18 protein-coding genes are annotated in these 23,149 nt (G+C 50.1%); 15 read left to right on the forward strand and 3 right to left on the reverse strand.

Going from position 1 to position 23,149, the window contains the following annotated elements; all coding sequences use genetic code 11:
• Window positions 1-150: 150 nt before the first annotated feature.
• Complete coding sequence (locus B0I18_RS11785; protein WP_106522905.1) at window positions 151-1,455, forward strand: tetratricopeptide repeat protein; 1,305 nt, start codon at window positions 151-153, stop codon at window positions 1,453-1,455.
• Window positions 1,456-1,474: 19 nt separating this feature from the next.
• Here B0I18_RS11785 and B0I18_RS11790 read toward each other — a convergent pair whose 3' ends face one another.
• Window positions 1,475-2,554 carry a DUF3810 domain-containing protein gene (locus tag B0I18_RS11790; protein WP_106522906.1) on the reverse strand — a complete coding sequence of 360 codons (1,080 nt, stop codon included), beginning with the start codon at window positions 2,552-2,554 and terminating at the stop codon, window positions 1,475-1,477.
• A 132-nt stretch (window positions 2,555-2,686) separates the two neighbouring features.
• On the opposite strand from B0I18_RS11790, the gene B0I18_RS11795 reads away from it, so the two are divergent.
• Together B0I18_RS11795 and B0I18_RS11800 are read left to right on the forward strand one after the other, a co-directional pair.
• Entirely contained in the window at window positions 2,687-3,169 is a 483-nt protein-coding gene (locus B0I18_RS11795) for a heavy-metal-associated domain-containing protein (RefSeq protein ID WP_181358437.1), read from the forward strand.
• Window positions 3,170-3,256: 87 nt separating this feature from the next.
• Entirely contained in the window at window positions 3,257-4,222 is a 966-nt protein-coding gene (locus tag B0I18_RS11800; RefSeq protein WP_106522908.1) for a hypothetical protein, read from the forward strand.
• Between the two features lie 341 nt (window positions 4,223-4,563).
• Here the strand turns inward: B0I18_RS11800 and B0I18_RS11805 are convergent, their stop codons facing one another.
• Window positions 4,564-6,270 (reverse strand): PQQ-dependent sugar dehydrogenase, encoded by a 1,707-nt coding sequence (locus tag B0I18_RS11805; RefSeq protein WP_106522909.1) that lies wholly within the window; start codon window positions 6,268-6,270, stop codon window positions 4,564-4,566.
• A gap of 233 nt (window positions 6,271-6,503) precedes the next feature.
• Between B0I18_RS11805 and B0I18_RS11810 the strand changes: the two genes are divergently transcribed.
• The 9 genes from B0I18_RS11810 to B0I18_RS11850 all read left to right on the forward strand — a co-directional run bounded on the left by B0I18_RS11810 (window position 6,504) and on the right by B0I18_RS11850 (window position 18,979).
• On the forward strand, window positions 6,504-10,142 hold the full coding sequence (locus B0I18_RS11810; protein ID WP_106522910.1) for a TraB/GumN family protein: 3,639 nt from the start codon (window positions 6,504-6,506) through the stop codon (window positions 10,140-10,142).
• A gap of 179 nt (window positions 10,143-10,321) precedes the next feature.
• Window positions 10,322-11,020 carry a succinate dehydrogenase cytochrome b subunit gene (locus B0I18_RS11815; protein ID WP_106522911.1) on the forward strand — a complete coding sequence of 233 codons (699 nt, stop codon included), beginning with the start codon at window positions 10,322-10,324 and terminating at the stop codon, window positions 11,018-11,020.
• Between the two features lie 41 nt (window positions 11,021-11,061).
• Window positions 11,062-11,475, forward strand: coding sequence for a hypothetical protein (locus B0I18_RS11820; protein ID WP_106522912.1), 414 nt, complete (start codon window positions 11,062-11,064; stop codon window positions 11,473-11,475).
• Between the two features lie 100 nt (window positions 11,476-11,575).
• Window positions 11,576-13,549, forward strand: coding sequence for a fumarate reductase/succinate dehydrogenase flavoprotein subunit (locus B0I18_RS11825; RefSeq protein WP_106522913.1), 1,974 nt, complete (start codon window positions 11,576-11,578; stop codon window positions 13,547-13,549).
• A gap of 129 nt (window positions 13,550-13,678) precedes the next feature.
• The gene (locus B0I18_RS11830; RefSeq protein ID WP_106522914.1) at window positions 13,679-14,446 is read left to right on the forward strand and encodes a succinate dehydrogenase/fumarate reductase iron-sulfur subunit; all 768 of its coding nucleotides are present in this window, start codon (window positions 13,679-13,681) and stop codon (window positions 14,444-14,446) included.
• A gap of 112 nt (window positions 14,447-14,558) precedes the next feature.
• On the forward strand, window positions 14,559-15,248 hold the full coding sequence (locus tag B0I18_RS11835; protein WP_106522915.1) for a carboxypeptidase-like regulatory domain-containing protein: 690 nt from the start codon (window positions 14,559-14,561) through the stop codon (window positions 15,246-15,248).
• A gap of 79 nt (window positions 15,249-15,327) precedes the next feature.
• Entirely contained in the window at window positions 15,328-15,942 is a 615-nt protein-coding gene (locus B0I18_RS11840) for a 2OG-Fe(II) oxygenase (protein ID WP_106522916.1), read from the forward strand.
• Between the two features lie 318 nt (window positions 15,943-16,260).
• Complete coding sequence (locus tag B0I18_RS11845) at window positions 16,261-17,349, forward strand: T9SS type A sorting domain-containing protein (RefSeq protein WP_181358438.1); 1,089 nt, start codon at window positions 16,261-16,263, stop codon at window positions 17,347-17,349.
• 541 nt (window positions 17,350-17,890) lie between these two features.
• Window positions 17,891-18,979, forward strand: a complete 1,089-nt coding sequence (locus B0I18_RS11850) for a T9SS type A sorting domain-containing protein (RefSeq protein ID WP_181358439.1) — start codon at window positions 17,891-17,893, stop codon at window positions 18,977-18,979.
• 281 nt (window positions 18,980-19,260) lie between these two features.
• Here the strand turns inward: B0I18_RS11850 and B0I18_RS11855 are convergent, their stop codons facing one another.
• Window positions 19,261-20,622: a peptidylprolyl isomerase gene (locus B0I18_RS11855; RefSeq protein ID WP_106522919.1), complete on the reverse strand. Its 1,362-nt coding sequence runs from the start codon at window positions 20,620-20,622 to the stop codon at window positions 19,261-19,263.
• A gap of 172 nt (window positions 20,623-20,794) precedes the next feature.
• Between B0I18_RS11855 and B0I18_RS11860 the strand changes: the two genes are divergently transcribed.
• The 3 genes from B0I18_RS11860 (at window position 20,795) to B0I18_RS11870 (ending at window position 23,124) form a co-directional block, all read left to right on the forward strand.
• Window positions 20,795-21,496 carry a CoA transferase subunit A gene (locus B0I18_RS11860; RefSeq protein ID WP_106522920.1) on the forward strand — a complete coding sequence of 234 codons (702 nt, stop codon included), beginning with the start codon at window positions 20,795-20,797 and terminating at the stop codon, window positions 21,494-21,496.
• 90 nt (window positions 21,497-21,586) lie between these two features.
• Complete coding sequence (locus B0I18_RS11865) at window positions 21,587-22,420, forward strand: 2,3,4,5-tetrahydropyridine-2,6-dicarboxylate N-succinyltransferase (RefSeq protein WP_106522921.1); 834 nt, start codon at window positions 21,587-21,589, stop codon at window positions 22,418-22,420.
• Between the two features lie 56 nt (window positions 22,421-22,476).
• Window positions 22,477-23,124: a GldM family protein gene (locus B0I18_RS11870; protein ID WP_106522922.1), complete on the forward strand. Its 648-nt coding sequence runs from the start codon at window positions 22,477-22,479 to the stop codon at window positions 23,122-23,124.
• Window positions 23,125-23,149 lie beyond the last annotated feature (25 nt).

Below are 23,149 nucleotides of genomic sequence, written 5' to 3' on the forward strand. Positions count from 1 at the left end.
AGATAAAACGAGGCGCAACCCGGGTTGTGCCTCGTTTATTTTTAGAGCATGTATGTCGAGTTATGGTTGTTTTAATTTATGTGTAAATTCTTAACATGGGGTTTTGAATAAAAAAAATTATTTTTACCGTCTAAAAAAGTACAGACACACATGAATAAAAAGATCGTAATGCTGACCGCCGGTGTGGCATTAGCCTCCGTTTCTTTTGCCCAGAAGGGAAAAATAAATGAAGCGGTAAAAGAACTGGATAATATCGAGATTGCTAAAGTAAAAAAAGATGACGCCGCTGCGACTGCATCTTTATTGAAGGCGAAAGAGGCGATCGACCTTGCCGTTAACGACGAGTCGACCAAAACAAATGCCAAAGCCTGGTTTACGAAAGCTACTGTTTACATGGCTATGCAGGAAAACCCGCAGACCAAAGCCGAAAATCCTTATGTAGAAGGTATTGCGGCATTGAACAAAGCGATCGAACTCGATAAAAAATATGCGACCGACGATAAGGCTGCATCCCTGTTGGCCAACGGTGCTTTCTATTACTACAACCAGGGTATTGTCGAGTATAACGAATCTAAATACGAAGCGTCTTATAACGCGTTTAAAAGCGGTTCGGATCTTACCGGCGCCGATAAAGACAAACGTTTTGCAGCTATGCCTATTATCGATACCATCAGGGCACAGTCTAAAATGTTTATGGGCTTTACCTCTTTTTACGCCGAAAAATATGACCGTGCTTTGCCTTTGCTGATCGAAGCCAAATCAAGTCCTTACCTGAGTAAAGAATCCAACGTATACCTGGTACTGGCGCAGGCTTACGAAAAGACCGGTAAAAAAGACCAGCAGCTGGCTACCCTGCAGGAGGCCAAACAAAAATTCCCGGAAGATAAAAACGTAGCCAATGCGGAGCTGAACTACTTCATCTCTTCCGGTAAAGAGTCGGAAATGACTGAGAAACTGGAAGCTGCTGCAGCAAAAGAGCCCAATAACCCCGAACTGGCTTTCAACCTGGGCATCATCTACGAAGGTATGGCCAATCCTAAAGGTGGCGCTGCGCCGCCTGCCAATGCGGCCGACCTCAACAGCAAAGCGGCAACGGCTTACGGCAAAGCCCTGGCCCTGGCCCCGGACAATGCCAACTATAACTACCAGTATGGCGCCTTCTACTACAACCAGGCTGCTACCTTAAATACGAAAATGAATAATCTCGGCTCTTCCAAAGCAGAACAGCAACAATACAATAACATGCTGAAACAAAGGGATGAGTTATTTGAAAAAGCATTGCCGCTGCTGGAAAAAAGCCGCAACTCATTTGCGCCACGTGAAGGCAAGCTGACCCGCGAAGAGCATTCCTTCTACAGGCAGTCGCTCGAGGCCCTGGCCAAGATCTACGCGATCCAGGACAAACTGGATAAAGCCGGAGAAGTGAAAAAGAAATTGAACAGCCTGCCGGAATAAGCAGGAGGAAAAATACCGTTTAAGGGCAGACCATCAGGTCTGCCTTTTTTTTGTCTGTATGCTCCCAGAAGTAGACCCAGCGGGTAACATCGTTATAGGTATTGATGCCGTCGCGCTGGCCATGCAGTTTCAGGTAGTCGTCGTACAGCGAGGTGGAGATCAGCCTGAACTTGCTGCGGTAGCGCCTGTTCATGGCCCGCAGCGTATCCATATCGTTTTTGCTTTGCTGGTTGAGCGTGGCAAAAATGCTCTTCGCTACTACGGTGTCTTTGGCTTTAAGGTCGGCGAAGGCATAGAGGAAAAGGTTGAAATAACCGGAGTAGCGGAAAGCGGTATTCTTACTTTCCGTGCAAATGATATAAGCCATCAGGTTGGCGTCGTCTTCTGCTGCAATGCCCGCCTGGTGCGCCATTTCGTGGGACAGTACAAAGGGGTGCATAAAGCGCGGGATAAACCGGTTAAACTGCGCCTCGCCGGAGAGCGGGTTATAATAGCCCTGTATGCCCAGGTAGTTGAGCATATAACCCAGCGAGGTGGGCTTTACCTGTAAGCGGGGCAGGCGGTCGCCGAAGCGCTCATGATAATAGGCATTGGCCATCAGGTTGAGCGTTTTGAGGTCGGCAAATTTCGGGTGCAGTGCCTGCTCCTCGTTCATACTTTGCACCAGCGACCGGTTGAGTTGTATCAGGGCAGCCGTATCCCATTTCAGGGTTTTAAGATCCCAGCCGGAGGCCAGGGAGGGGCGGGCATAATTGCCGCCCCAAAAAAAGAGGAAACAGGTATAAACAGCCAGGGGCAAGGTAAAGAAGCGCAATAACTCGACCCATAGATCCGTTTTGTTTTTACGATAGGTAAACAGGAAATAAACGCAACGGATCAGGATGAGCAGCAGGAGCAGCGCCAGCACGAGGTAGACGATATCGCCCACACTGAGCGGTATACCGTTGAACAGGTAGCTGCGCCCCCGTTGCAACGGCAGGAAGATATGGCGGATGTAAAACAGCAAAGCCGGCTCGCTGTGACCGATGGCGTATTGTAGCCCAATAACCAGGATCAGCAGCAAAGCCAGCAGGGCCAGCCTTATGTAAATGCTTTTCATGTGTCCTGTTTAGCCGGGGAAAGGGGCTTAGGCCTTAACGTATCGTTGAACCCTGCACCTCTTATTCTTTAACCTAAATTACCTAACTTTACTAACATGACGAGGTTATGTTATAGAAACTTTGTTTTTTCTTTGTTATTTGTTCTTGTTGCAAACACGGCCGGGGCACAGTTTCGCCAGGCCAGCATAGGGATTAACGGGCTTACCTGCTCGCAATGCAGCCGCAGCGTGGAGATGCAGTTACGCAAGTTGAATTTTATCAGTGATGTAGACATGGACCTGGAACATAAAAACGGGGTACTGCATTTTAAGACGAACAGTAAGGTGGATATGAAAGCGATTGCCGGTGCGGTTAAAGATGCCGGTTTTTCGGTACGCTACCTGAAAGCGGATATCGATATGGACCAGGTAACGCCGGCTGAAAACGGCGCCTGTTTTAAGATCAGGGGCGATGTATACTACCTGTTGGCGCCCCTGGCAACCCACACTTCGAAAGTTACTTTCCGCTTTATGGACTATGCCTCTAAAAAAGAACTCCAGGCTTATGCCCTCCCGGACAAGACCACGGCCGCCTGCAAAGGCAACCGGGTATACCATATTGTGGCCGAGCCCTGAAACGTAGCGTGATGCCTGCCTGTTGCAGGTTGGATAACCCTGCTCCCCTTTTGCTCCCGTTTTTTCTTCTGTATATCCTGTATCGTTTTGAAAAGCTTTCTTACCATAGCGGCGCTTTGTTTTTCCGGTCTTGCGGGTGCGCAGGAGCTCTTTCCCCTGAGCGAGCCTGCCAGCACGATACCCAAAGGTGCGCTGGGTGTACGCCTGTTTTCCGAAACCTATAACGAGGTGAACCAGTTGCGGAATATGGCCGGCTTAAGACTGATGTACGGCGTTAGTTCGAAGTTGTCGGTATACCTGACCGGCATCGTATCCAATCACCATGGCGAAAAACTGCCCCTCGAATTTCCATTTCATAATACCCCCGAACGGGGCGCTTACTACCCTTACAGGTTCAATGGCGTACATGCCTATGCCAAGTACCGTTTCCTGAGCAAGGACGGCGAGGGCAGTCACCTGCGGCTGGCCGCCTATGCCGAAGCCACTTATGTAAACACCACCCACCACGAAACGGAGCCCGACCTCGCGATGGGCGATAACAAAGGCGTAGGGGCCGGGCTGATCGGTACCTACCTGCTGCGTAAATTCGCCGTATCCCTAACGGGGGGCATTATCCTGCCGGCAGCGTATACCGGTGTATCGCCCGATCCTATTTCCTCCTTACCCGATGTGCCGGTACGGGTGCAGTATGGCAAAGCAATTACCTATAGCCTGTCATTCGGCTACCTGTTGCTGCCCCGCAGGTACAAAGACTACGACCAGACCAATGTCAATCTTTACCTCGAGTTTCGCGGAAAAGCCTTCCAGGCCTCGAAAGTAGATATCTTCGTAGGGTTGCCCAACGAGTACTTCCTCTACCCGGAGCGTTATCCGCCTGCTTTGCAGAAGGGTTATTATGTAGATGTAAGCCCGGGCGTACAATTTATCATCAGGTCCAACCTGCGTATCGATTGTTCTGCCACCTTCAGTTCGATGGGTATTTCCTATGCCCGGCTTTACCCCGTATTCAACCTGGGTGTACAACGTTACTTTTTCCCCCGCAAAAAGACTTAGGATCAAGCAGAAAACTTGGGGGGTAGATCAAGATGCCTTGTATTTCATCTTATTTCTTCTATACAGGGACGCTTTATAAATTTGAACCTAAAGAATGAGGGCCCGACAAAGCGATTCGGTTAATCTAACGCTATTTTTTTCTCGCTGCGGAGCCGCGCTCGCTGCGAGAAAAAATGAAATTCGCGGGACCCCATTCGCCCGCCAGGACCTGGTATTGCAGTGTATTTATCTATCCAGGATAACTTAAGTGCTCCCTATTAATTTCCCTTGAATAAATAACAGAGGAACAGATCTTCGGGCTCGATTTTTAATCCCCCCAGAAATTCTGCCTGATCCAAGACTTAGCGCATAATAAACTTGCTCCTGAAGGCATTGTTGCTGCCGTTATGCAGCAGCACGAAATACAGGCCGGGCGCCAGTCCTGAAACCGGTATGCTGAACGTTCCCGGTTTGCCGTCCAGCGATTCTTTAAGCACCAGCTGGCCATTGGTATTGCGGATCTCCAATTGATTAAAAGCCTCTTCGAGCAGGAACCGCAGCGAGCCGTCCTCCACCAGGGTAGGGTATACCAGGTTGCGGGGCTCGGTACCGGTAGGTATACGCAGTATGGGCGAATAACGGGATTCACCGTTGATATCCGTCATGTTCAGGCGATAGTAGAGGTCGCCTTTCTGATCCGTTTCGTGCCGGAAGCTGTAGCGGCCGCCGCTTACACTATTATTGGCCGTTACCTTACCAATGCTCTCATACCGGATGCCATCGGTGCTGTAGGCAATGTCAAAATGAGACAGGGCTTGTTCCGAAGCCGTTTCCCATTGTAATTCCGAAGCCCCGTTATGATACCTGCCGGTAAAGCGGGTAAGCACAAGCGGTAGTACGGTGGCCAGCTCTACCTTATACACGGCATTGCCCGAAAGTGATGCCGCGTAAAGCGCACCGTTTTCGGCTTCGCCAAAGGTGGCGATATTGCCCGGGAAGCCTGCCGATACCTGTTGGAATACATTCCATCCGCCGGTACCATTGGGGCCTATCGTCCATTGATTGCCCGATATGTAGTCGGCGCAAATGTAATAACCGGCAAGACCGGGGTATTCGGCGCCTCGGTATACATAACCGCCGGTAATCGAGAAGCCGCCGCTGGTATTGTTATGGCCGTACCCGAATATAGGCGCTACGTAAGCCGATGCGGGCTGACAACCGGCTGTGTTGTAGGTAGAATCGCCTTCGTAGCAGCGCCAGCCGTAATTAATGCCGCCGGTGCTGCCCGCAGCGCGGTAATTGACCTCTTCCACAGCGCCCTGTCCCACATCGGCGATCCACATGTCGCCGTTACTGCGGTCGAAGCTCCAGCGCCAGGGGTTGCGCAGGCCCATAGCCCAGATCTCGTCGCGTATAGCCGGGTCGCTTACATAGGGATTGTCGGGCGGAATGGTATAAAAGGGGGCGGTAGCGGTGGTGGTCACATTAAGGCGGAGCATTTTGCCCAGCAACGAGTTGCCGTTCTGTGCATTGTTGGGCACATCGCCGCCGCCGCCGCCATCGCCGGTTCCGAGGTACAGGTAACCATCGGCGCCGAACTGCAGTTTGCCGCCGTTATGGTTATTATTGGTGGGGTGGGGAATATTAAGCACCACCTGTTTGGAGGCGGCATCGGCTGCATTACCATTGCCGGCGCTTACCTGGTAACGTGCTATTTCCAGGCTCAGGTCGGGCAGGGTATAGTAAACATAAAAAAGGCCATTGCTGGCATAATTGGGGTGGAAGGCCATGCTGAGCAGGCCGCCTTCGCCGCCTGTACCAATACCGGTTACGGTAAGAAAATCGCCCAGGTAGGCCATAGCAGCGGAGTATACGCGTATCGTGCCGCCGCGTTGTACCACGAATAGCCTGTTGCTGCCATCGCCGGCATTAACGATATCGATCGGGTTGCTTAAGCCTGTGCTGATCTGGGGAGTATATTGTAATACCGGTTGTTGTGCGGTTGCCCTGCCGCTTATTTGTACCAGGAGCAGCAATGCTGCTATCGGGAATAAAAGTCTTGGTTTCATAATATTCGTTTTTGGTTATAGTTTGGTTGCGGTTTGTACAAGAGGTAATAAAGTCGTCTAATGCACGGAAATCTTATATATCCAACATATATTTGTATTGATTGTATGACAAGCAAACGTTAAATCGATATGTGACGGGCCCTTCAGGGGCTTGTATCGCACATGGGGCAACGGATTGCCGCCGATGCCGTACTTTCGCTCCTGTATCTTGTTTTTGTGTTTATTCCTTGGCCATGCGTTTTCCTGCCCGTTCTCTTTACCTGGTTGCCGTCCTGTTTTTTGTATTGTATGCGCCGCGCAGTGCTGCTCAGCGGCCCGGCCGTTATCCCAGCCTGCTCTGGGAGATCACGGGTAAGGGCTTGCAGCGTCCTTCCTACCTTTTTGGTACGATGCACATCAGCAATAAAATGGTGTTTAACCTGAGCGATAGTTTTTATGCCGCGATTAAGAACGTGGATGCCGTAGCTATCGAACTCGATCCCGAGTACTGGCAACAGGATATTCCGCGGCTCAACCGGCAGGGCGAGGCATACCGTTATTATGCTTCTACTTACTTTACCGATTACCTTACCGAAAAGGCTTATACCGAAGGCGATTATGTACCGCAGCTGCGTGATGTGCTGCGTACCGAGCCCGAGCTGAATGATGCCCTGCTGTACCGCAGCGAAAGCAGTATCGACAATTTCCAGGAAGACACTTACCTCGATCTGTACATCTACCAGACCGGCAAAAAGCTGGGCAAGCAAACCACCGGTGTGGAAACCTTTATAGAAGCCCAGCGGATGATGGTAGAAGCTTATGTGGATATGGCCAACGACGAAACCCGCAACCAGGCCGGCGATGCCCAGGGCCGGTATGGCGATGTGGGCCAACGGATACAGGATGCCTACCGGCGCGGCGACCTCGACCTGCTCGATTCGCTGAGCACGCTGACCGAGCCTTCGCGGCTGTTTACCCGTAAGTTCCTGTACGACCGTAACGGCACCCAGGCAAGGGCCATCGATAGTATTATCCGTACCCGGAGCCTGTTTGCCGGCGTAGGTGCGGCGCACCTGCCCGGTAAGGAGGGCGTGATCGAGTTGCTCCGGGCCAAAGGGTATACGCTGCGGCCGGTTTATATGCAGGACCGGAGCGCGGTGCAAAAAGAGTATATCGATTCGCTTACCGTGCCGGTGCGCTTCCGGCGGCAGTATGCAGCCGATAGCTTTTTCAGTGTATCGGCGCCGGGGCAGCTCAATGTTACCGATGATAACAGCATGTTTTCCAAATTACACTATGCAGACATGGGCAATGGGTCCTATTACCTTATTTCACGGGTAAAGACCAATATCCTGTTTAACGGTTACCGCGAACAGGAGCAACTGCACCTGATCGACAGCCTACTGTACGAAAATATACCCGGCAGGATCATCAGCCGGGAAGCAATTGTGCGGGATGGCTACAAAGGCTTCGATATCCTTAACCGTACCCGTAAGGGCGATATGCAGCGCTACCGGATCCTGGTTACGCCGGGCGAACTGCTTGTTTTTAAAATGGGTGGCAAAGGCGCTTATGTATATGGCGCAGAAGCCGATACTTTTTTTAATTCCATAAGGATACAGGAAGGTGTTCAAAAGCCCGGCTGGCAACTGTTCCAGCCTGCTACAGGCGGATTTGAGCTGCGTATGCCGGGCAAGCCCCGTGCTTACTATGCGCTCAGGGGCAGCGATAACCTGCCCGTGTGGAAATACGAAGCCTACGATCCTGAACAGGGCAATAGTTATGTATTGTTCAAAAAGAGCCTGTATAGTTTCGATTTTATAGAAGCGGATACCTTTGGATTGGTGCTGGCCGGGGAAAGCTTTTGCAGCGCCGATTTTGTGGTACAGAAAATAGCGCGTACCCTGAAGTCGTACAAGGGCAGGCCGGTGCTCGACCTGGTATTGAAAGTAAAGGGCGGCGACTATGTAAAGGCCCGGTTCCTGTTGCAGGGACCGGACTACTACATGCTGGCCGTGCGTACCGCCGACCGGGATTTTGATGCAACTCCTTTTTTCAATGCCTTTACTGTTGTGCCTTACCGCTATGCACCGGCCACTACGTATACGGATACGAGCCTGGACTTTGTGGTGCAGACACCGGTATACCCGCAGGTAGACCCTGAAGTACGGGATATGCTGACCTATGTAAAGAAGAAAGACCGGAATGCCAAAGCCGGCGCCACTTACCGTGCCTTACCCGAGCACGGGCATGCCAACCTGATCTCCGAAGTCACGGGCGAAGCCGTAGTGATCAATACCTTCAGGTACCCGAAGTATTTCCAGGTAAACGATACGCTGCAGTTTTTAAACAACCTCTTGTACCCAGATAGCAGCCTGGTGCTGGCCCGCAGGGAATACATTACCCGCGCAGGCTCCAGGTCCGGTATCCTCGTACAATTGCGGGATACGGGCAGTAGCCGCAGTATCCGGAAGCTCCTGCTGATGCAGGGCCAGCAGGTACTTGTTGCTGCTACGGTAACCGATACCGCAGCGCCGGGAAGCGATTTTGTCCGGTCTGTTTTTGCGAGCCTCCGGTTTAACGGGGTGCCTGCTGCGCCCGCTTTGTACGATCATAAACGGGATATTTTCCTGGAGGACTATTACAGTGCCGATAGTCTTACCCGTAAGATAGCCCGCTCCGCCTTGCCCTCGGTTTCGTTCGGGGCTAAAGGATTGCCCGAGATCAGGAAGGCGCTCGCTGCCCTGAACCGTGCGGATAAGGACTATTACGACCTCAAAGCCAACCTGATCGCCAAGTTGGGCTTTTGTAACGATACCGCGATCGTAGCCGGTGTTACCGGGTTTTTAAAAGACCTCTACGAAGCTACCGCTGATACGGCGGTATTCCAGAACGAAGCGCTGGCTGCCCTGGCTAACCTGAAGCAGGAAAAGGCAACCTTGCTGTTCCGCGACCTGGTATTACAGGATCCGCCTGCTTTTGAAGATACCGAAGAGTACAGCGATTTCCTGAGCGTATACAACGATAGCCTGAAGCTGGCCGCCCTGTTGTATCCCGGGCTGTTGAACCTGTCGATGATCGAGGCCTATAAAGATCCCGTACGCCGTTTGTTGTCCGACCTGCTGGACAGCAACTATGTGAGCGCCGGTGTGTACGAGGATTATGTAGGCAATATTTATTTCGATGCCAAACTGGCGTTGAAGAAACTGCAGCGCAGCGCCGGTATTGCGGCCCGGGCGATGGAAAGCAACGAGGAGGCAGGCCGCGAAGGATATACCGACATCGACACTACGAATAACAGTTTGTATTATTACGAGGCATTGCTGATGCCGTATTATGATAAGAATCCGAACCTGCCTTCATTTTTCGATAAACTGCTGCAGACGCCCGACCGGCAGGTAAGGCTGAATACCGCCATGCTGATGCTCCGCTACGGCAAGCCGGTGCCGGATAGCATATGGCAGGTACTGGGCAGCGATGCACAATACGGCGCCTACCTGTACTCCAGGTTGCAACGGTCGGGACATGCCGCGCTGTTCCCGCCGCGTTATGGCTCGCAGGAGCTGCTCTCGGCCAGTATGATGAAGGCTTATATGGGCGGCAGCCTGGATTCGCTGGCTTTGCTCATGCAGCAAGAGCTTAGTTATAAGGGCGAACGGGGCAAAGTCTATTTTTATAAATACCGCACGCAAAAAGACGGCGAATGGAAACTCGCTATGAATGGCCTTTTACAACATAAAGACCGCAGGGTACAGAACAACGGATCGCTGTTTATGGTATCTGAAAAGCCTTTGCTGACCGATGTGCCGCTGCAGGAGCAGATGGAACGGCAGATTAAGCGGTTAATGATCAGCAGCGAAGACTCGGGTCGCGCGTTCTACAACAGGGAGTAGTAAACAGGAGGAGGCAGGCATGTATATAACATATGGCTGAGGCACCGGAAGCTATACCTGATTTGCAGTTTTGATATTTAAATTTTAAAAATGGTTAGCATTTCTTGTTTTTGGGTCTTAACTTTGCAAGCGAAAAAATGACACAAATTTTACAATTGATTTTTTTCTCTCTCTAAATTATGAACTGGAAACACGCTTTTACATCGTCCATTGGCAAGAAGCTGGTCATGGGTATCACGGGTATCTCACTCATCGCATTTTTATGTGTCCACGTATACGTGAATGCTTTGATTTTTGTTCCCGATGGTTACCATAAATATGAAGTGGCTGCCCACTTTTTAGGTTCCAACCCCCTGACCAGGATAGCGGAGATCGGATTATTATTAGGGATTATCCTGCATATCGTACAGGGGCTTATGCTCTGGTCCCAGAACAGGTCCAAGCGCCCCGTAAAGTATGCCGTTTATGATGGTAAGGCTAACAGCACCTGGTACAGCCGTTCTATGGGCCTGCTGGGTACGCTTATCCTTATTTTCCTGGTGTTGCACCTGGCCCACTTCTGGGCGCCTAACCGCTGGCAGCAGCTGACTACCGGCCACGAAAGAAACCTGTATGCCGAAATGGAAGCCATCTTCCAGAACGGTATCGTAGTGATAGTATACATCCTGGGTTGTATCTCCCTGGCCTGGCACCTGATGCACGGCTTCTGGAGCGCTTTCCAGACACTGGGTCTGAGCACGGCCAAATACAGGCCGATCATCAACGGTATCGGTATCGCGTTTTCTATCCTGGTGCCCCTGCTATTTATCGCCATGCCTGTTGCGTTCTACTTCGGCTGGTTGCCGCCGGCAGCGAGTTTTACAGAAGTAGCCCACTAGTAGTGCATTTCTTTTCAGCTTTTTAAAGCTCTTTTGTTTCGATGAAAAAAAGCTCTTTTTACAGTATTGTCCCGCTTGTTGCACTCCTGGCCCTTGTGGCCTGTAGTAAAACGGGTAATGAAAAACCCAAAGCGGGTATTTACCGGGGGCCGGTGCGTGTGGAGGTAAACGGTGTGGATTATGCTGCCGGAGGCGCGCTTTATCACGTCGATACGACCTGCGAAACAACGATAGAGGTCAGTTATATCGGCGATACGGTACAGTTTCAAATGCCGACCGAACCAAACCTTGCCAAGTTCTTAAAAAACGAAAGCGGCTCCTACAGGAGCTATTCCAAGTGGACGACTTATCAATACGAGGCCAAAGGAAAAAACGGGCTTACGTACACTTTTAATCACGTCGGAGCAGCCGGGTATATCTCGTCAAAAAAAGTAACCTTCGAAGGAAGCAGGTAACGGCGCGATAAGATGTTTTGAAAATTATATAACTAATACCCCGATCCTGGTTCAGGAGGAGGAATGAAAAATTACCTTTCAGGTCGAATATCTAACTATTATGATCAATTCAAAGATACCTGCGGGCGAAATGGCCCAAAAATGGACAAAGTACAAGGATACCTGTAAGCTTGTAAACCCGGCGAACAAACGCAGCCTGGAAATCATCGTAGTGGGTACCGGCCTGGCCGGTGCTTCTGCAGCGGCTTCCCTGGGCGAGATGGGCTATAAGGTAAAAGCTTTCTGTTTCCAGGATTCTGCCCGCCGTGCGCACTCTATCGCTGCACAGGGCGGTATCAATGCAGCTAAGAATTATCAGAATGACGGCGACTCCACGTTCCGTCTTTTTTATGATACGATCAAAGGGGGCGACTACCGTGCAAGGGAAGGCAATGTGCACCGCCTTGCCGAAGTAAGCGCCAATATCATTGACCAGTGCGTAGCCCAGGGCGTACCCTTTGCCCGCGAATACGGCGGTCTGCTCAGCAACCGTTCTTTCGGCGGTACCCAGGTACAGCGTACCTTCTATGCCGCAGGCCAGACCGGCCAGCAGTTGCTGATCGGTGCCTACCAGTCGCTGGAACGCCAGATCGCACTCGGTAACGTAACCATGTACGACCGCCACGAAATGCTGGATGTGGTTAAGATCGACGGTAAGGCCAGGGGCATCATCGCCCGTAACCTGATCACCGGTCAGCTCGAACGCCATTTCGGTCATGCCGTATTGCTCTGCAGCGGTGGTTATGGCAACGTATTCTACTTATCTACCAATGCCATGGGCAGTAACGTTACTGCAGCATGGAAAGCCCATAAAAAAGGCGCTTATTTCGGAAACCCCTGTTTCACACAGATCCACCCTACGTGTATCCCCGTTTCGGGCGATCACCAGTCCAAGCTGACCCTGATGTCGGAGTCGCTGAGGAATGACGGCCGTATCTGGGTGCCTAAAAAACAGAACGATACCCGTAAAGCAAGCGATATTCCGGAAGACGAACGCGATTACTACCTGGAAAGAAGGTATCCTGCCTTCGGTAACCTGGTACCGCGCGACGTGGCCAGCCGTGCCGCCAAAGAGCGCTGCGATGCCGGTTATGGCGTAGGTTCCAGCCGCCAGGCCGTATTCCTCGATTACGCCGCCGCTATCGAGCGTTATGGTAAGATAGAATGCAACAAACAAGGCAATCATAACCCGCCGATGGACCTGGTGATCAAACTGGGTAAAGAAGTGGTAAAAGAAAAATACGGTAACCTGTTCGATATGTACGAAAAGATTACCGGCGAAAACCCTTACGAAACCCCGATGCGTATTTATCCCGCGGTACACTATACCATGGGCGGCATATGGGTGGACTATGAACTGATGACCTCCGTACCGGGGCTGTATGCACTGGGCGAGGCCAACTTCAGCGACCACGGCGCTAACCGGCTTGGTGCTTCCGCACTGATGCAGGGCCTGGCCGACGGTTATTTCGTAATTCCTTACACGATCGGTAATTACCTTGCCGACGAGATCCGTACCAAAGCCATTCCTACCGATCACCCTGAGTTTGCAAAAGCAGAGCAGGAAGTAGCCGGCCGTATCGAGAAACTGATGGGCATTAAAGGCACCGAATCCGTAGAGAGCTTTCATAAGCGCCTGGGTAAGATCATGTGGGATAAATGCGGTATGGCCCGTAACGCCAAAGGCCTGCAGGAAGCCATTGTCGAGATCCGCGCGCTGCGCGAAGAGTTCTGGAAAAATGTACGTATCCCCGGCGGTATCTTCGAAATGAATACCGAACTCGATAAAGCCAACCGTGTAGCCGACTTTATGGAACTGGGCGAACTGATGTGTATGGATGCCCTTAACCGCGCGGAAAGCTGCGGTGGTCACTTCAGGGAAGAAAGCCAGACCGAAGATGGAGAAGCACAGCGTAACGATGAGTTGTTTATGTATGTAGCCGCCTGGGAGTATAAAGAAAACAACAACTGGGAGCTGCATAAGGAAGCCCTGGATTACGAAGTGGTACACCCGACACAACGTTCTTATAAATAATAAACACGGCTGCAACTTCAGGCTGCCGCTGTAACCATCAGGGGCAACACCTCAGGGAAGCTCCGAAACCAAAAGCATTGAGGCTTCCCGCAGGGGCCTGAAACTATAAAGAATAATAAAATTTCAGCAATGGAACACTACAATATGAATCTGACGTTGAAAGTGTGGCGGCAGAAAAATGCACAGGATAAAGGTGGTTTTGAAACCTATCAGGTGAAAGATATCTCTTCTGAAATGTCCTTCCTGGAGATGTTTGATGTATTGAACGAGCAACTGATCAACGAAGGCAAGGAGCCCATCACTTTCGATCACGACTGCAGGGAAGGTATTTGTGGTGCATGCTCCATGCACATCAATGGCCGGCCGCACGGTCCCTGGGGACAAACGACCACCTGCCAGCTGCATATGCGGGAGTATAAAAACGGCGATACAATTGTAGTAGAACCCTGGAGGGCCAAAGCTTTCCCCGTGATCAAGGATCTGATGGTGGACCGTACCGCTTTCGACCGTATCATCCAGTCGGGTGGTTATATCTCGGTTGATACCGGTAATGCCCAGGATGCCAATAACCTGCCGATCAATAAGGACAAGGCCGATGAATCTTTTGCAGCGGCTGCCTGTATCGGTTGTGGCGCCTGCGTTGCAGCTTGTAAGAATGCTTCTGCCATGCTGTTCCTTTCCGCTAAAGTATCGCACCTGGCATTACTGCCGCAGGGTGAGGTAGAGCGTAAAACGCGTGTGGTGAACATGGTGGACCAGATGGATAAAGAAGGATTCGGTAGCTGTACCAATACCGAGGCTTGCGAAGCCGAGTGTCCAAAAGGTATCTCCGTACTCAATATCCGCCGCCTGAATGCAGAATACATCGGCGCGATCATGAGCGGCGACGACAAATAAGCGATAGATCAACCCATATACGAAACGCCTCCCCGGAGGCGTTTTTTTATGTGCCGGTTTTGCAAAAAAATAGCAACGCCCTTTTTATCTAAATTGTACCTTTATAACCATTATGGGTTTATCTTTTCGTATCCTGCTGTGTACACTCTTTTGTTCCCTGGCCTTTATACCGCAATCGCATGCGCTTACCATGAAGGGACGCGTATTCGATTACAAGACCAACCAACCTATGGCCAATGTCAATATCGTCAACACCTTTACCGAAACGGGGGTAACGACCGACAGTACCGGCCTCTTTACTATGGAAGTATCGCAGGGGCACCTGGTCGAGTTCAGGCGCATCGGTTATAAAATATCGAGGGTAAGGATCGAACAGACGCAACTGCCTTATTATAATATCGCGATGCGCGAGGGAGCCATAGACCTGATGGAAGTAGAGATCAGGGGTAATAACTATAAACTCGACAGTATCGAAAGAAGGGAAACCTATAAGTGGGCGATCGAACACTACAAGCTGAGCGGGCTGGATATTGTACAACATCCTTTCGATGCGCTGAGTAAAAGGAACAGGCAGATATGGGCCTTCCAGAAACACTATGAGTATTTCGAAAAAGAGAAATTTATTAACTACGTATTCAACGAAAGACTGATCCGCCAGCTGACGCAAATGGACAGTACCAGGACGGCAGAATACATGTACTATTACCGGCCTACCTACGAACAGCTACAGGCCTGGACCGAATACGAATTTTACGATTACATAAAAACCACCGCTACGGCCTATATGAGGCGGCGGGAGTAAATAACGCAGGGATACAAGGCAGCACACTCTGGCGGGGATGGCGGCTTACCGGGAATAATAATTTAAATATTATTTGATAATGGCTATTTTCAAACCTTTCAGACAGGTACAGCAAATCAAGCGTAAAGACCTGAACCACGACCTCGTAGACTATGTATGCCTGCCCGGCTGTTTTAATGCTGCCGAGGTGCAGGCGATCCGCACCTTGTGGAATGATGCGGAAGCGGAAGACTCCAGGGTAAACGTATCGGGCGTTGCGAAAGACTACAGCGAATTACGCAAGTCGCGGGTCATGTTTATCGATGCTATGAAAGAGAACGACTGGATCTATAACCGCCTCGCGGAAGCCTGCCTGCAGGTAAATATGAACCGGTTCAAATTCGATATTACCGGTTTCCAGACCAAACTGCAACTGGCTACCTATGGCCCGGATGATTTTTTTGAATGGCATATGGACTACGGGGTGGGCGATGTGTCTGACCGGAAACTGAGTATTACCGTGCAACTCTCTGATCCTTCGGAGTACGAGGATGGCGACCTGCAATTCATGATCAATCATAAGGCATTCAGCGCACCCAAGGAGTTGGGTACTGCCATCATTTTCCCCTCTTATGCGATGCACCGTGTATTACCGGTTGCCTCAGGCCAGCGGCAGTCCATTGTCGGCTGGATAGGCGGTGCGCCTTTCCGGTAACAAGTATTTTTTTCTTTATTTGTTTGCATTCTTTAACCTTTTTGACCTCTATTAGGGGGGGCTGAAACGCCCGCTCTGTTAAAAAAACAGGCGGGTTAAAAGATATGCCTGGTTTTGGTGTGTTTTAAATAGTTGTAATATTGGATTAAATATGTATTTCTGTTTATTTAATATAATTGAACAGGCTTAGGCCCTATGTTCTATTCGTTAAATTATATATGCAAAATTGCTAAATAATGTGAATAAAATATGCATATCGCATTTCGTGCTATTACCTTTATGGCGATATCTATTTATTCTTTTATTAAAAGAGCAGACATGAAAAAACAACTATTTTCCATAACCGCCTTACTGGCAGTTACCATTTTTTCGGCCAGTGCACAAGAGAAGCGGGTGCCTTTGTTCGAGATGTTTACCAGTTCTACCTGTCCGCCCTGCAACCCGGGTAATGCGGCACTGGACGGCACGCTGGGCAACAAGCCCGCCACAGAATTTGCCCTGGTTAAATTCCAGCAGTTTTTCCCTGGTACCGGCGACCCTTATACCACTGCAGAAGGCAGGGACCGTTTCCTTAATTATTACAACCCTGGCGCTACCCAGATCGGTGTGCCCGAAATGCACATTAATGGTGGTGCCGGGATCAACCCGAACGATCCGGGTGTTATCAGCGATGCGAAGTACAATGCAGCAAAAAATGAGGCAGCTACCTATAAACTATCGGGTACCTATAGCATTGCCAACAAGGTCGTAACTGCGAATGTGAAGTATACGGCCATCAGCGCCGGCACGGCGCCTGTATTGTACGTAGCGATCGTGGAAACCAAGACGATCAAAAACAAGAAATCCAACGGCGAAACGGAGTTTCACAACGTAATGAAGAAAATGATGCCATCGCAAACCGGCACAACCCTGACGGAAGCCGTAGGCGTGGAAGGCAGCAAATCGCTCACCTTTACTTTTGCCGGTAACTACCGTTTGCCCACCAACGGCCAGCCCAGCAGTTATATCAACGATGCTACCGAGAATTCTGTCGAAGACTTTAATAACCTGCGCGTAGTAGCCTGGGTACAAGGTTCCGATAAAAAAGTATACCAGGCCGCGAACCTGGCCAAAACCGGCGGTACCGGTGTAAACCAGGTATCCAATACCGTGGGTGCTGTCGAAGTATATCCTAACCCTACCTCCGGCCAGATCCATATCAATTTAAATATGAAGGAACAGGATGAAGTATCGGCCTCGATCGTGAGCCTTACCGGCGCAGTAGTAGCCCGTCAGTCGCAGAGACTGAACGCAGGTAAGAATACCATGAGCTTTGATACCAGGGGCCTGGCTGCAGGTCTGTATAACCTTATTATCTTCGACTCCAATAATAACTCTTTTGCCCAGCGGGTATCGGTGATCCGGTAAGTAATCTGCTGCCGGAAAGGCTTGCCTTTCTTTATGTGAATGGAGCTGTTTTGTTTTTTAAACAAAACAGCTCTTTTTATGCCCTCCGGTTTGATGCACGCGCAACGCTACCGTATGTGCCAGGCGACGCTGGCAGCACAGTGTTGGAGGACGGCGGTTCTGAGTCCTGTTACTATTACTGCAACAGGTGGATATAAGTAAATTTTTATTATTTTAAATTTGATGGCAGGTCTTCCACTTATTTTAGTGGACTAAAATTAGTGATATTTAACATTTACCTACATCTTTGTGTGGTAAATGTGCCGATCCGTGAATTTTATGCTGTGATTGTTAAATAAGGTTAAGTATGATTTCTATTTCTATTAATTTGTTTTTGTTAACTTAATAAGTATTTATTTTGTTAATATTTTCATTTTTTAGTGCCGGGCTGTTATAAATAAGGCGGAAATGACATTGTGCTATTGTATTAATTAACATTTAAGGGTGAATGATGATTTATCTTTATGGGACGAATCCATTTATTTTAACTCAAAGAAGCGAGATGAAAAAACAATTATTCTCTATTACAGCATTACTGGCTGCCACTATATTATCTGCCAGTGCACAGGAAAAGCGTGTGCCTTTGTTCGAGATGTTTACCAGCTCTACCTGTCCTCCCTGCAACCCGGGTAATGCTGCACTGGACGGTACATTGGCCAGCAAACCGGCTGCAGAGTATGCCCTGGTTAAATTCCAGCAGTATTTCCCGGGTAGTGGCGACCCTTATACCACTGCAGAAGGAAAGGGCCGTTTTCTGAACTACTATAACGCTACTGCAACTTCGGTAGCTGTACCCGAAATGCATATCAATGGTGGTAACGGTATCAACCCGAATGGCTCCGGGGCTATTAACGATACAAAATACAATGCGGCCAAAGACGAGGCGGCTACGTATAAACTGTCGGGCACTTATAGCGTAGTCAACAAGGTGGTAACCGCCAATGTGAAGTACACGGCGATCAGCGCGGGTACGGCGCCGGTATTGTACGTGGCGATCGTAGAAACCAAAACGATCAAGAACATAAAGTCCAACGGCGAAACGGAATTTCATAACGTGATGAAGAAAATGATGCCATCGCAAACCGGCACGACCCTGACGGAAGCCGTAGGTGTTGAAGGCAACAAATCGCTCACCTTTACCTTTGCCGGTAACTACCGTTTACCAGCCAACGGCCAGGTAAGCAGCTTTATCAACGACGCCACCGAAAACTCTGTAGAAGACTTCAACAACCTGCGCGTAGTAGCCTGGGTACAGGGTTCTGATAAAAAAGTATACCAGGCCGCGAACCTGGCCAAATCCGGCGGTACAGGCGTAAGCCAGGTATCCAACACGGTAGGTTCCGTTGAGGTATATCCCAACCCGACTTCAGGCATGGTCCATATCAATTTAAATATGAAGGAGCAGGACGAAGTATCGGCTTCTATCGTAAGCCTTACCGGCGCAGTAGTAGCCCGTCAGTCGGTGAAACTGAACGCAGGTAAGAATACCATGAGTTTCGATACCAAGGGCCTGGCTGCAGGTCTGTATAACCTCATTATCTTCGATTCCAACAATAACTCTTTTGCCCAAAGGGTATCTGTAGTACGTTAAGTCGTCGAAGCATATTCCTGTTTTGTTTACGAACCAGGCGGCCCTGCATTGCAGGGCCGCCGCTTTTTAAGCGATACCCGGGCACAATGGTAAAAACGGTGGCGGGGCATGTTGCCCGGTAAACGACGGAGGCCTGTGCGCAGCAAGTAATCCCGTATCCGGGTGTGTTTATCGTTAGCGGCTTAAGCGGATCCTTTTAAGCAAGGTTATAAATGCAAAAGGAGCATTCCCCCCGGGGGAATGCTCCTTTTTATCCGTACGGCATTGCTGCCGGTTATCACTTATTGTGCGCTGGTGTTTTTAGCTACGGGCATCCAGCCTTTCAGCTCTACGCAGTCTTTATATTCGGGATCTATTTTAATATAGTAGCTGGAAATACGTTCGGAGATCCATTTAGCCAGGAATTCATTTTGCTTGAACTCGAGCGCTTTCTGCTGGATCTTGCTGTAGTCGTCTTTCAGGTTAAGGATATGCGGGTCGGTCCTTCCTTTAAGGTAAAGAATACGGCAGGAGCGCGTTTTGGTGTAAGGGTTATCGGTATAGATCTGGGGCTGCGAGTATTCGCCTACCTTCATATCTCCCACCGAGCGGGCCATATCGGGATCCAGCTGGTCGATACCGAGGTTGGCATTGCCCATCTGGTCGTACACCATACCGCCGGTCATTTTTGCCTGTTCGTCAGTACTGTATTTACCTACGCCTTCGGCAAACGAGATCTTGCCGCTGACCAGGTCGGCCCTGATGCTGTCGAGTCTTTTCAGTGTTTTTTGCAGATCCACATTGGTGATCTCCGGAACGATTACGATATGGCGTACTTTGGCTTCCTCACCCATACGGCGTACCATCTGGATAATGTGGAAACCGAATTTGGTTTTAATTACCGGGGAGATCTCACCGGGTTGGAGCCGGTAAGCAGCGGCTACGAACTGCTGGTCAAATTCCTTGCGGTTAATGTCCATTTCGCCCCCCATATCCTTGGTGCCGTCCATGCCGTAGATACCGGCCATGGTGGCAAAGCTTTTGCCGTTTTCGACGATCTCCTTACGGATGCCTTCGAGTTTTTCCTTGGCCAGTTGCTCGATCTCGGGGTCATATTTCGGCTTGATCACGATCTGGCCTACAGATACCGATGCGGGGAACGGCGGCAGGCTGTCCTTGGGTATTTTATTGAAAAATGCTTCTACCTCCTGCGGAGTAATTTTTACATCTTTCATCAACTGGCCCTGCATACGTTCTGCGGTAAGCTTATCTTTAAAAAACTCGCGGTAGTCGTCTTTTAACTGGTAGATGGTACGGCCGCTGGCCTCTTCGAGCCGTTCTTTACCGCCCGCATCCTGCATCCAGGCCCTGATCCTGTTGTCCAGGTTACTGGTTACTTCCTCGTCAGACACGATTACGCTGTCCCTGCCGGCCTGTTCTACGAGGATCTGCTGGGCCAGCATGGTATATAATATGGTGCATTTAGCGGAATCGGGCAGGTTCGGGTTCGATTGCTTTTCTCCCTGGAACTGCTGGTTCACATCGGACTGGAGAATGATTTTGTTGCCGACCACACCGACGATCTTATCGGCTACCTGGGTTTGTGCAAAACATGGCGCAAAAGCCGCCATCATCATTAAAAATAAAACCGGGATTCGAAACATAGGGTGCAAAGATAAGCGATTGCCGGATTGGTTCGCCTGATAAATATATTTTTACCCCCATAAAACTACATTTTACCGGGTTTTAGTATGGCAGGCCAAAAGGTTTTATTTTCTTCTTTTTTGAAATTACCATACATGTTTTACCTTTAAGCCCTAAATGTTAATCTATTCTATGGGATTCAATAAAGTAGTCGCTAATGCCGATGAGGCAATCAAAGATATTCAGGATGGCGCAGTGATCATGCTGGGAGGATTCGGTCTGTGTGGTATCCCGGAAAACTGTATTACATCGCTGATCAAAAAAGGCGTAAAGAACCTGACCTGCATCTCCAACAATGCCGGTGTGGACGACTTCGGCATCGGGCTGATGCTGCAGACCAAACAGGTAAAGAAAATGATCGCTTCCTATGTGGGTGAAAATGCGGAATTCGAACGCCAGCTGCTCAGCGGCGAACTCGAAGTGGACCTGGTACCACAAGGTACACTGGCCACCCGCTGTATGGCTGCTGCTTACGGCTTCCCGGCCATCTTTACACCCGCCGGTGTGGGTACCGAGGTAGCCGAGGGCAAAGAAGTACGTAATTTTAAAGGTAAAGACTACCTGGTGGAAGAGGCTTTCGAAGCCGATTTCGCCATCGTAAAAGCCTGGAAAGGCGATACGGCGGGTAACCTGATCTTCAACAAGACCGCCCGCAACTTTAACAGCGTAATGGCTATGGCCGGTAAAACAACGATCGTGGAAGTAGAAGAGCTGGTGCCCGCCGGCGAACTGGACCCTAATTTTATCCATGTGCCGGGTATCTATGTACACCGCATCTTCCAGGGTAAAGACTACGAAAAACGCATTGAACAACGTACCGTAAGCAAGAACTAACCGTAAAGCGTTCCATACATATATCAAGATTAAAGGAAGGACGGCGATAACCGTCCTTCCTGGTTTAATTCCGCACATAAATCAAAAGACATGCAACATACAGAAGCACAGAGCCGCTACCAGGAACAGATCGAGGCGGCCTTTGCCAACAGGGATTTATTGAACGAACCGGCCTACCAGGACGCCGTACGCGCGGTGGTGGAGCAGGTAGATAAAGGTACGCTGCGCGTGGCAACCCCGGTAGACGGCGGCTGGCAGGTACAGCAGTGGGTAAAACAGGCGATCCTGATGTACTTCGCCATCCAGAAAATGCAGACCTGGGATCTGCCGCCATTCGAGTTCTATGATAAAATGGAACTTAAAAAAAACTATGCCGAACTGGGCGTAAGGGCCGTGCCGCATGCCGTAGCCCGCTATGGGGCCTTTATCGGCCGCAATGTGGTGCTGATGCCTTCTTATGTCAATATCGGCGCTTATGTAGGCGAGGGTACCATGGTGGATACCTGGGCTACGGTGGGTAGCTGTGCGCAGATCGGTAAAAATGTACACCTGAGCGGTGGCGTAGGTATCGGCGGTGTGCTGGAACCCCTGCAGGCCGCGCCGGTTATTATCGAAGACGGCTGTTTTATCGGTTCCCGCTGTATCGTGGTAGAGGGCGTAAGGGTAGAGGCCGAAGCGGTACTGGGCGCCAATGTGGTATTGACACAGAGCACCAAGATTATTGATGTAAGCGGCGACGAGCCGGTAGAGTACCGCGGTATCGTACCGGCGCGCAGCGTGGTGATACCCGGCAACTATACCAAGAAATTCCCTGCCGGTGAATTTGGCGTAGGCTGTGCGCTTATTATCGGCAAACGTAAAGAAAGCACCGACCTGAAAACCAGTCTGAATGATGCTTTGAGGGATTTTAATGTGTCTATCTAATACTTTTTGTTCCGGCAGGGATATCCCTGCCGGAACATTTTTTTTATCTTCAGGTGATGAAAACGCTCGTATTCCTGGCAGGCTGGACGGTATGCTGGTGTATAACACCGGCCGTGCTGCGCGCGCAGCAGTTTGCCGTTACGACCGAATGGCTGAACGGCACGGTATATATCGGTTTTGATAACCGGATCGAGATATCACCAGAGCGGGATGGCTGTGATGCGATTACAGTAACTGCGGATGCCGGTGAATTGAAAAAAGATCGTGATTGTCGCTACTTTCTTCGGGTATCGCGCGAAGGCACGGTAACACTGAAGGTACAGCAGAAAGTAAACGGGAAATTGGTAAGCCTGGGCAACAGGAGTTTACCGGTTAAACATTTATCGCCGCCCGTAGCCAGTGTAGGCGGCCGTAAAAGCGGTCCTTTCCCTTTAGCGGGTTTTAAGTTGCAGACGGGTGTAGTGATAACGCAGGAAGGCATAACGAGACGTTATTTTGAGGCCATATCGTTTGGCATTAAAGTCTACCGCAACAGGAACCTGGTTTTCGAAACGACCTGTGCCGGGCCTTACTTTAACAACGCGTGTAAGAACTTCTTTCAATCGCTCCGGCCCGGCGATACGGTAATTATCGACAGTATACGCGCTTCCTGTACCAGTTGCAGGGTACAGGCGCTTGGCGACCTTACTTACATCATGACCTGAGTATACCTGCAACAATCCGACGCTT

The sequence above is a fragment of the Taibaiella chishuiensis genome (assembly GCF_003014535.1).
Lineage (GTDB): Bacteria > Bacteroidota > Bacteroidia > Chitinophagales > Chitinophagaceae > Taibaiella > Taibaiella chishuiensis.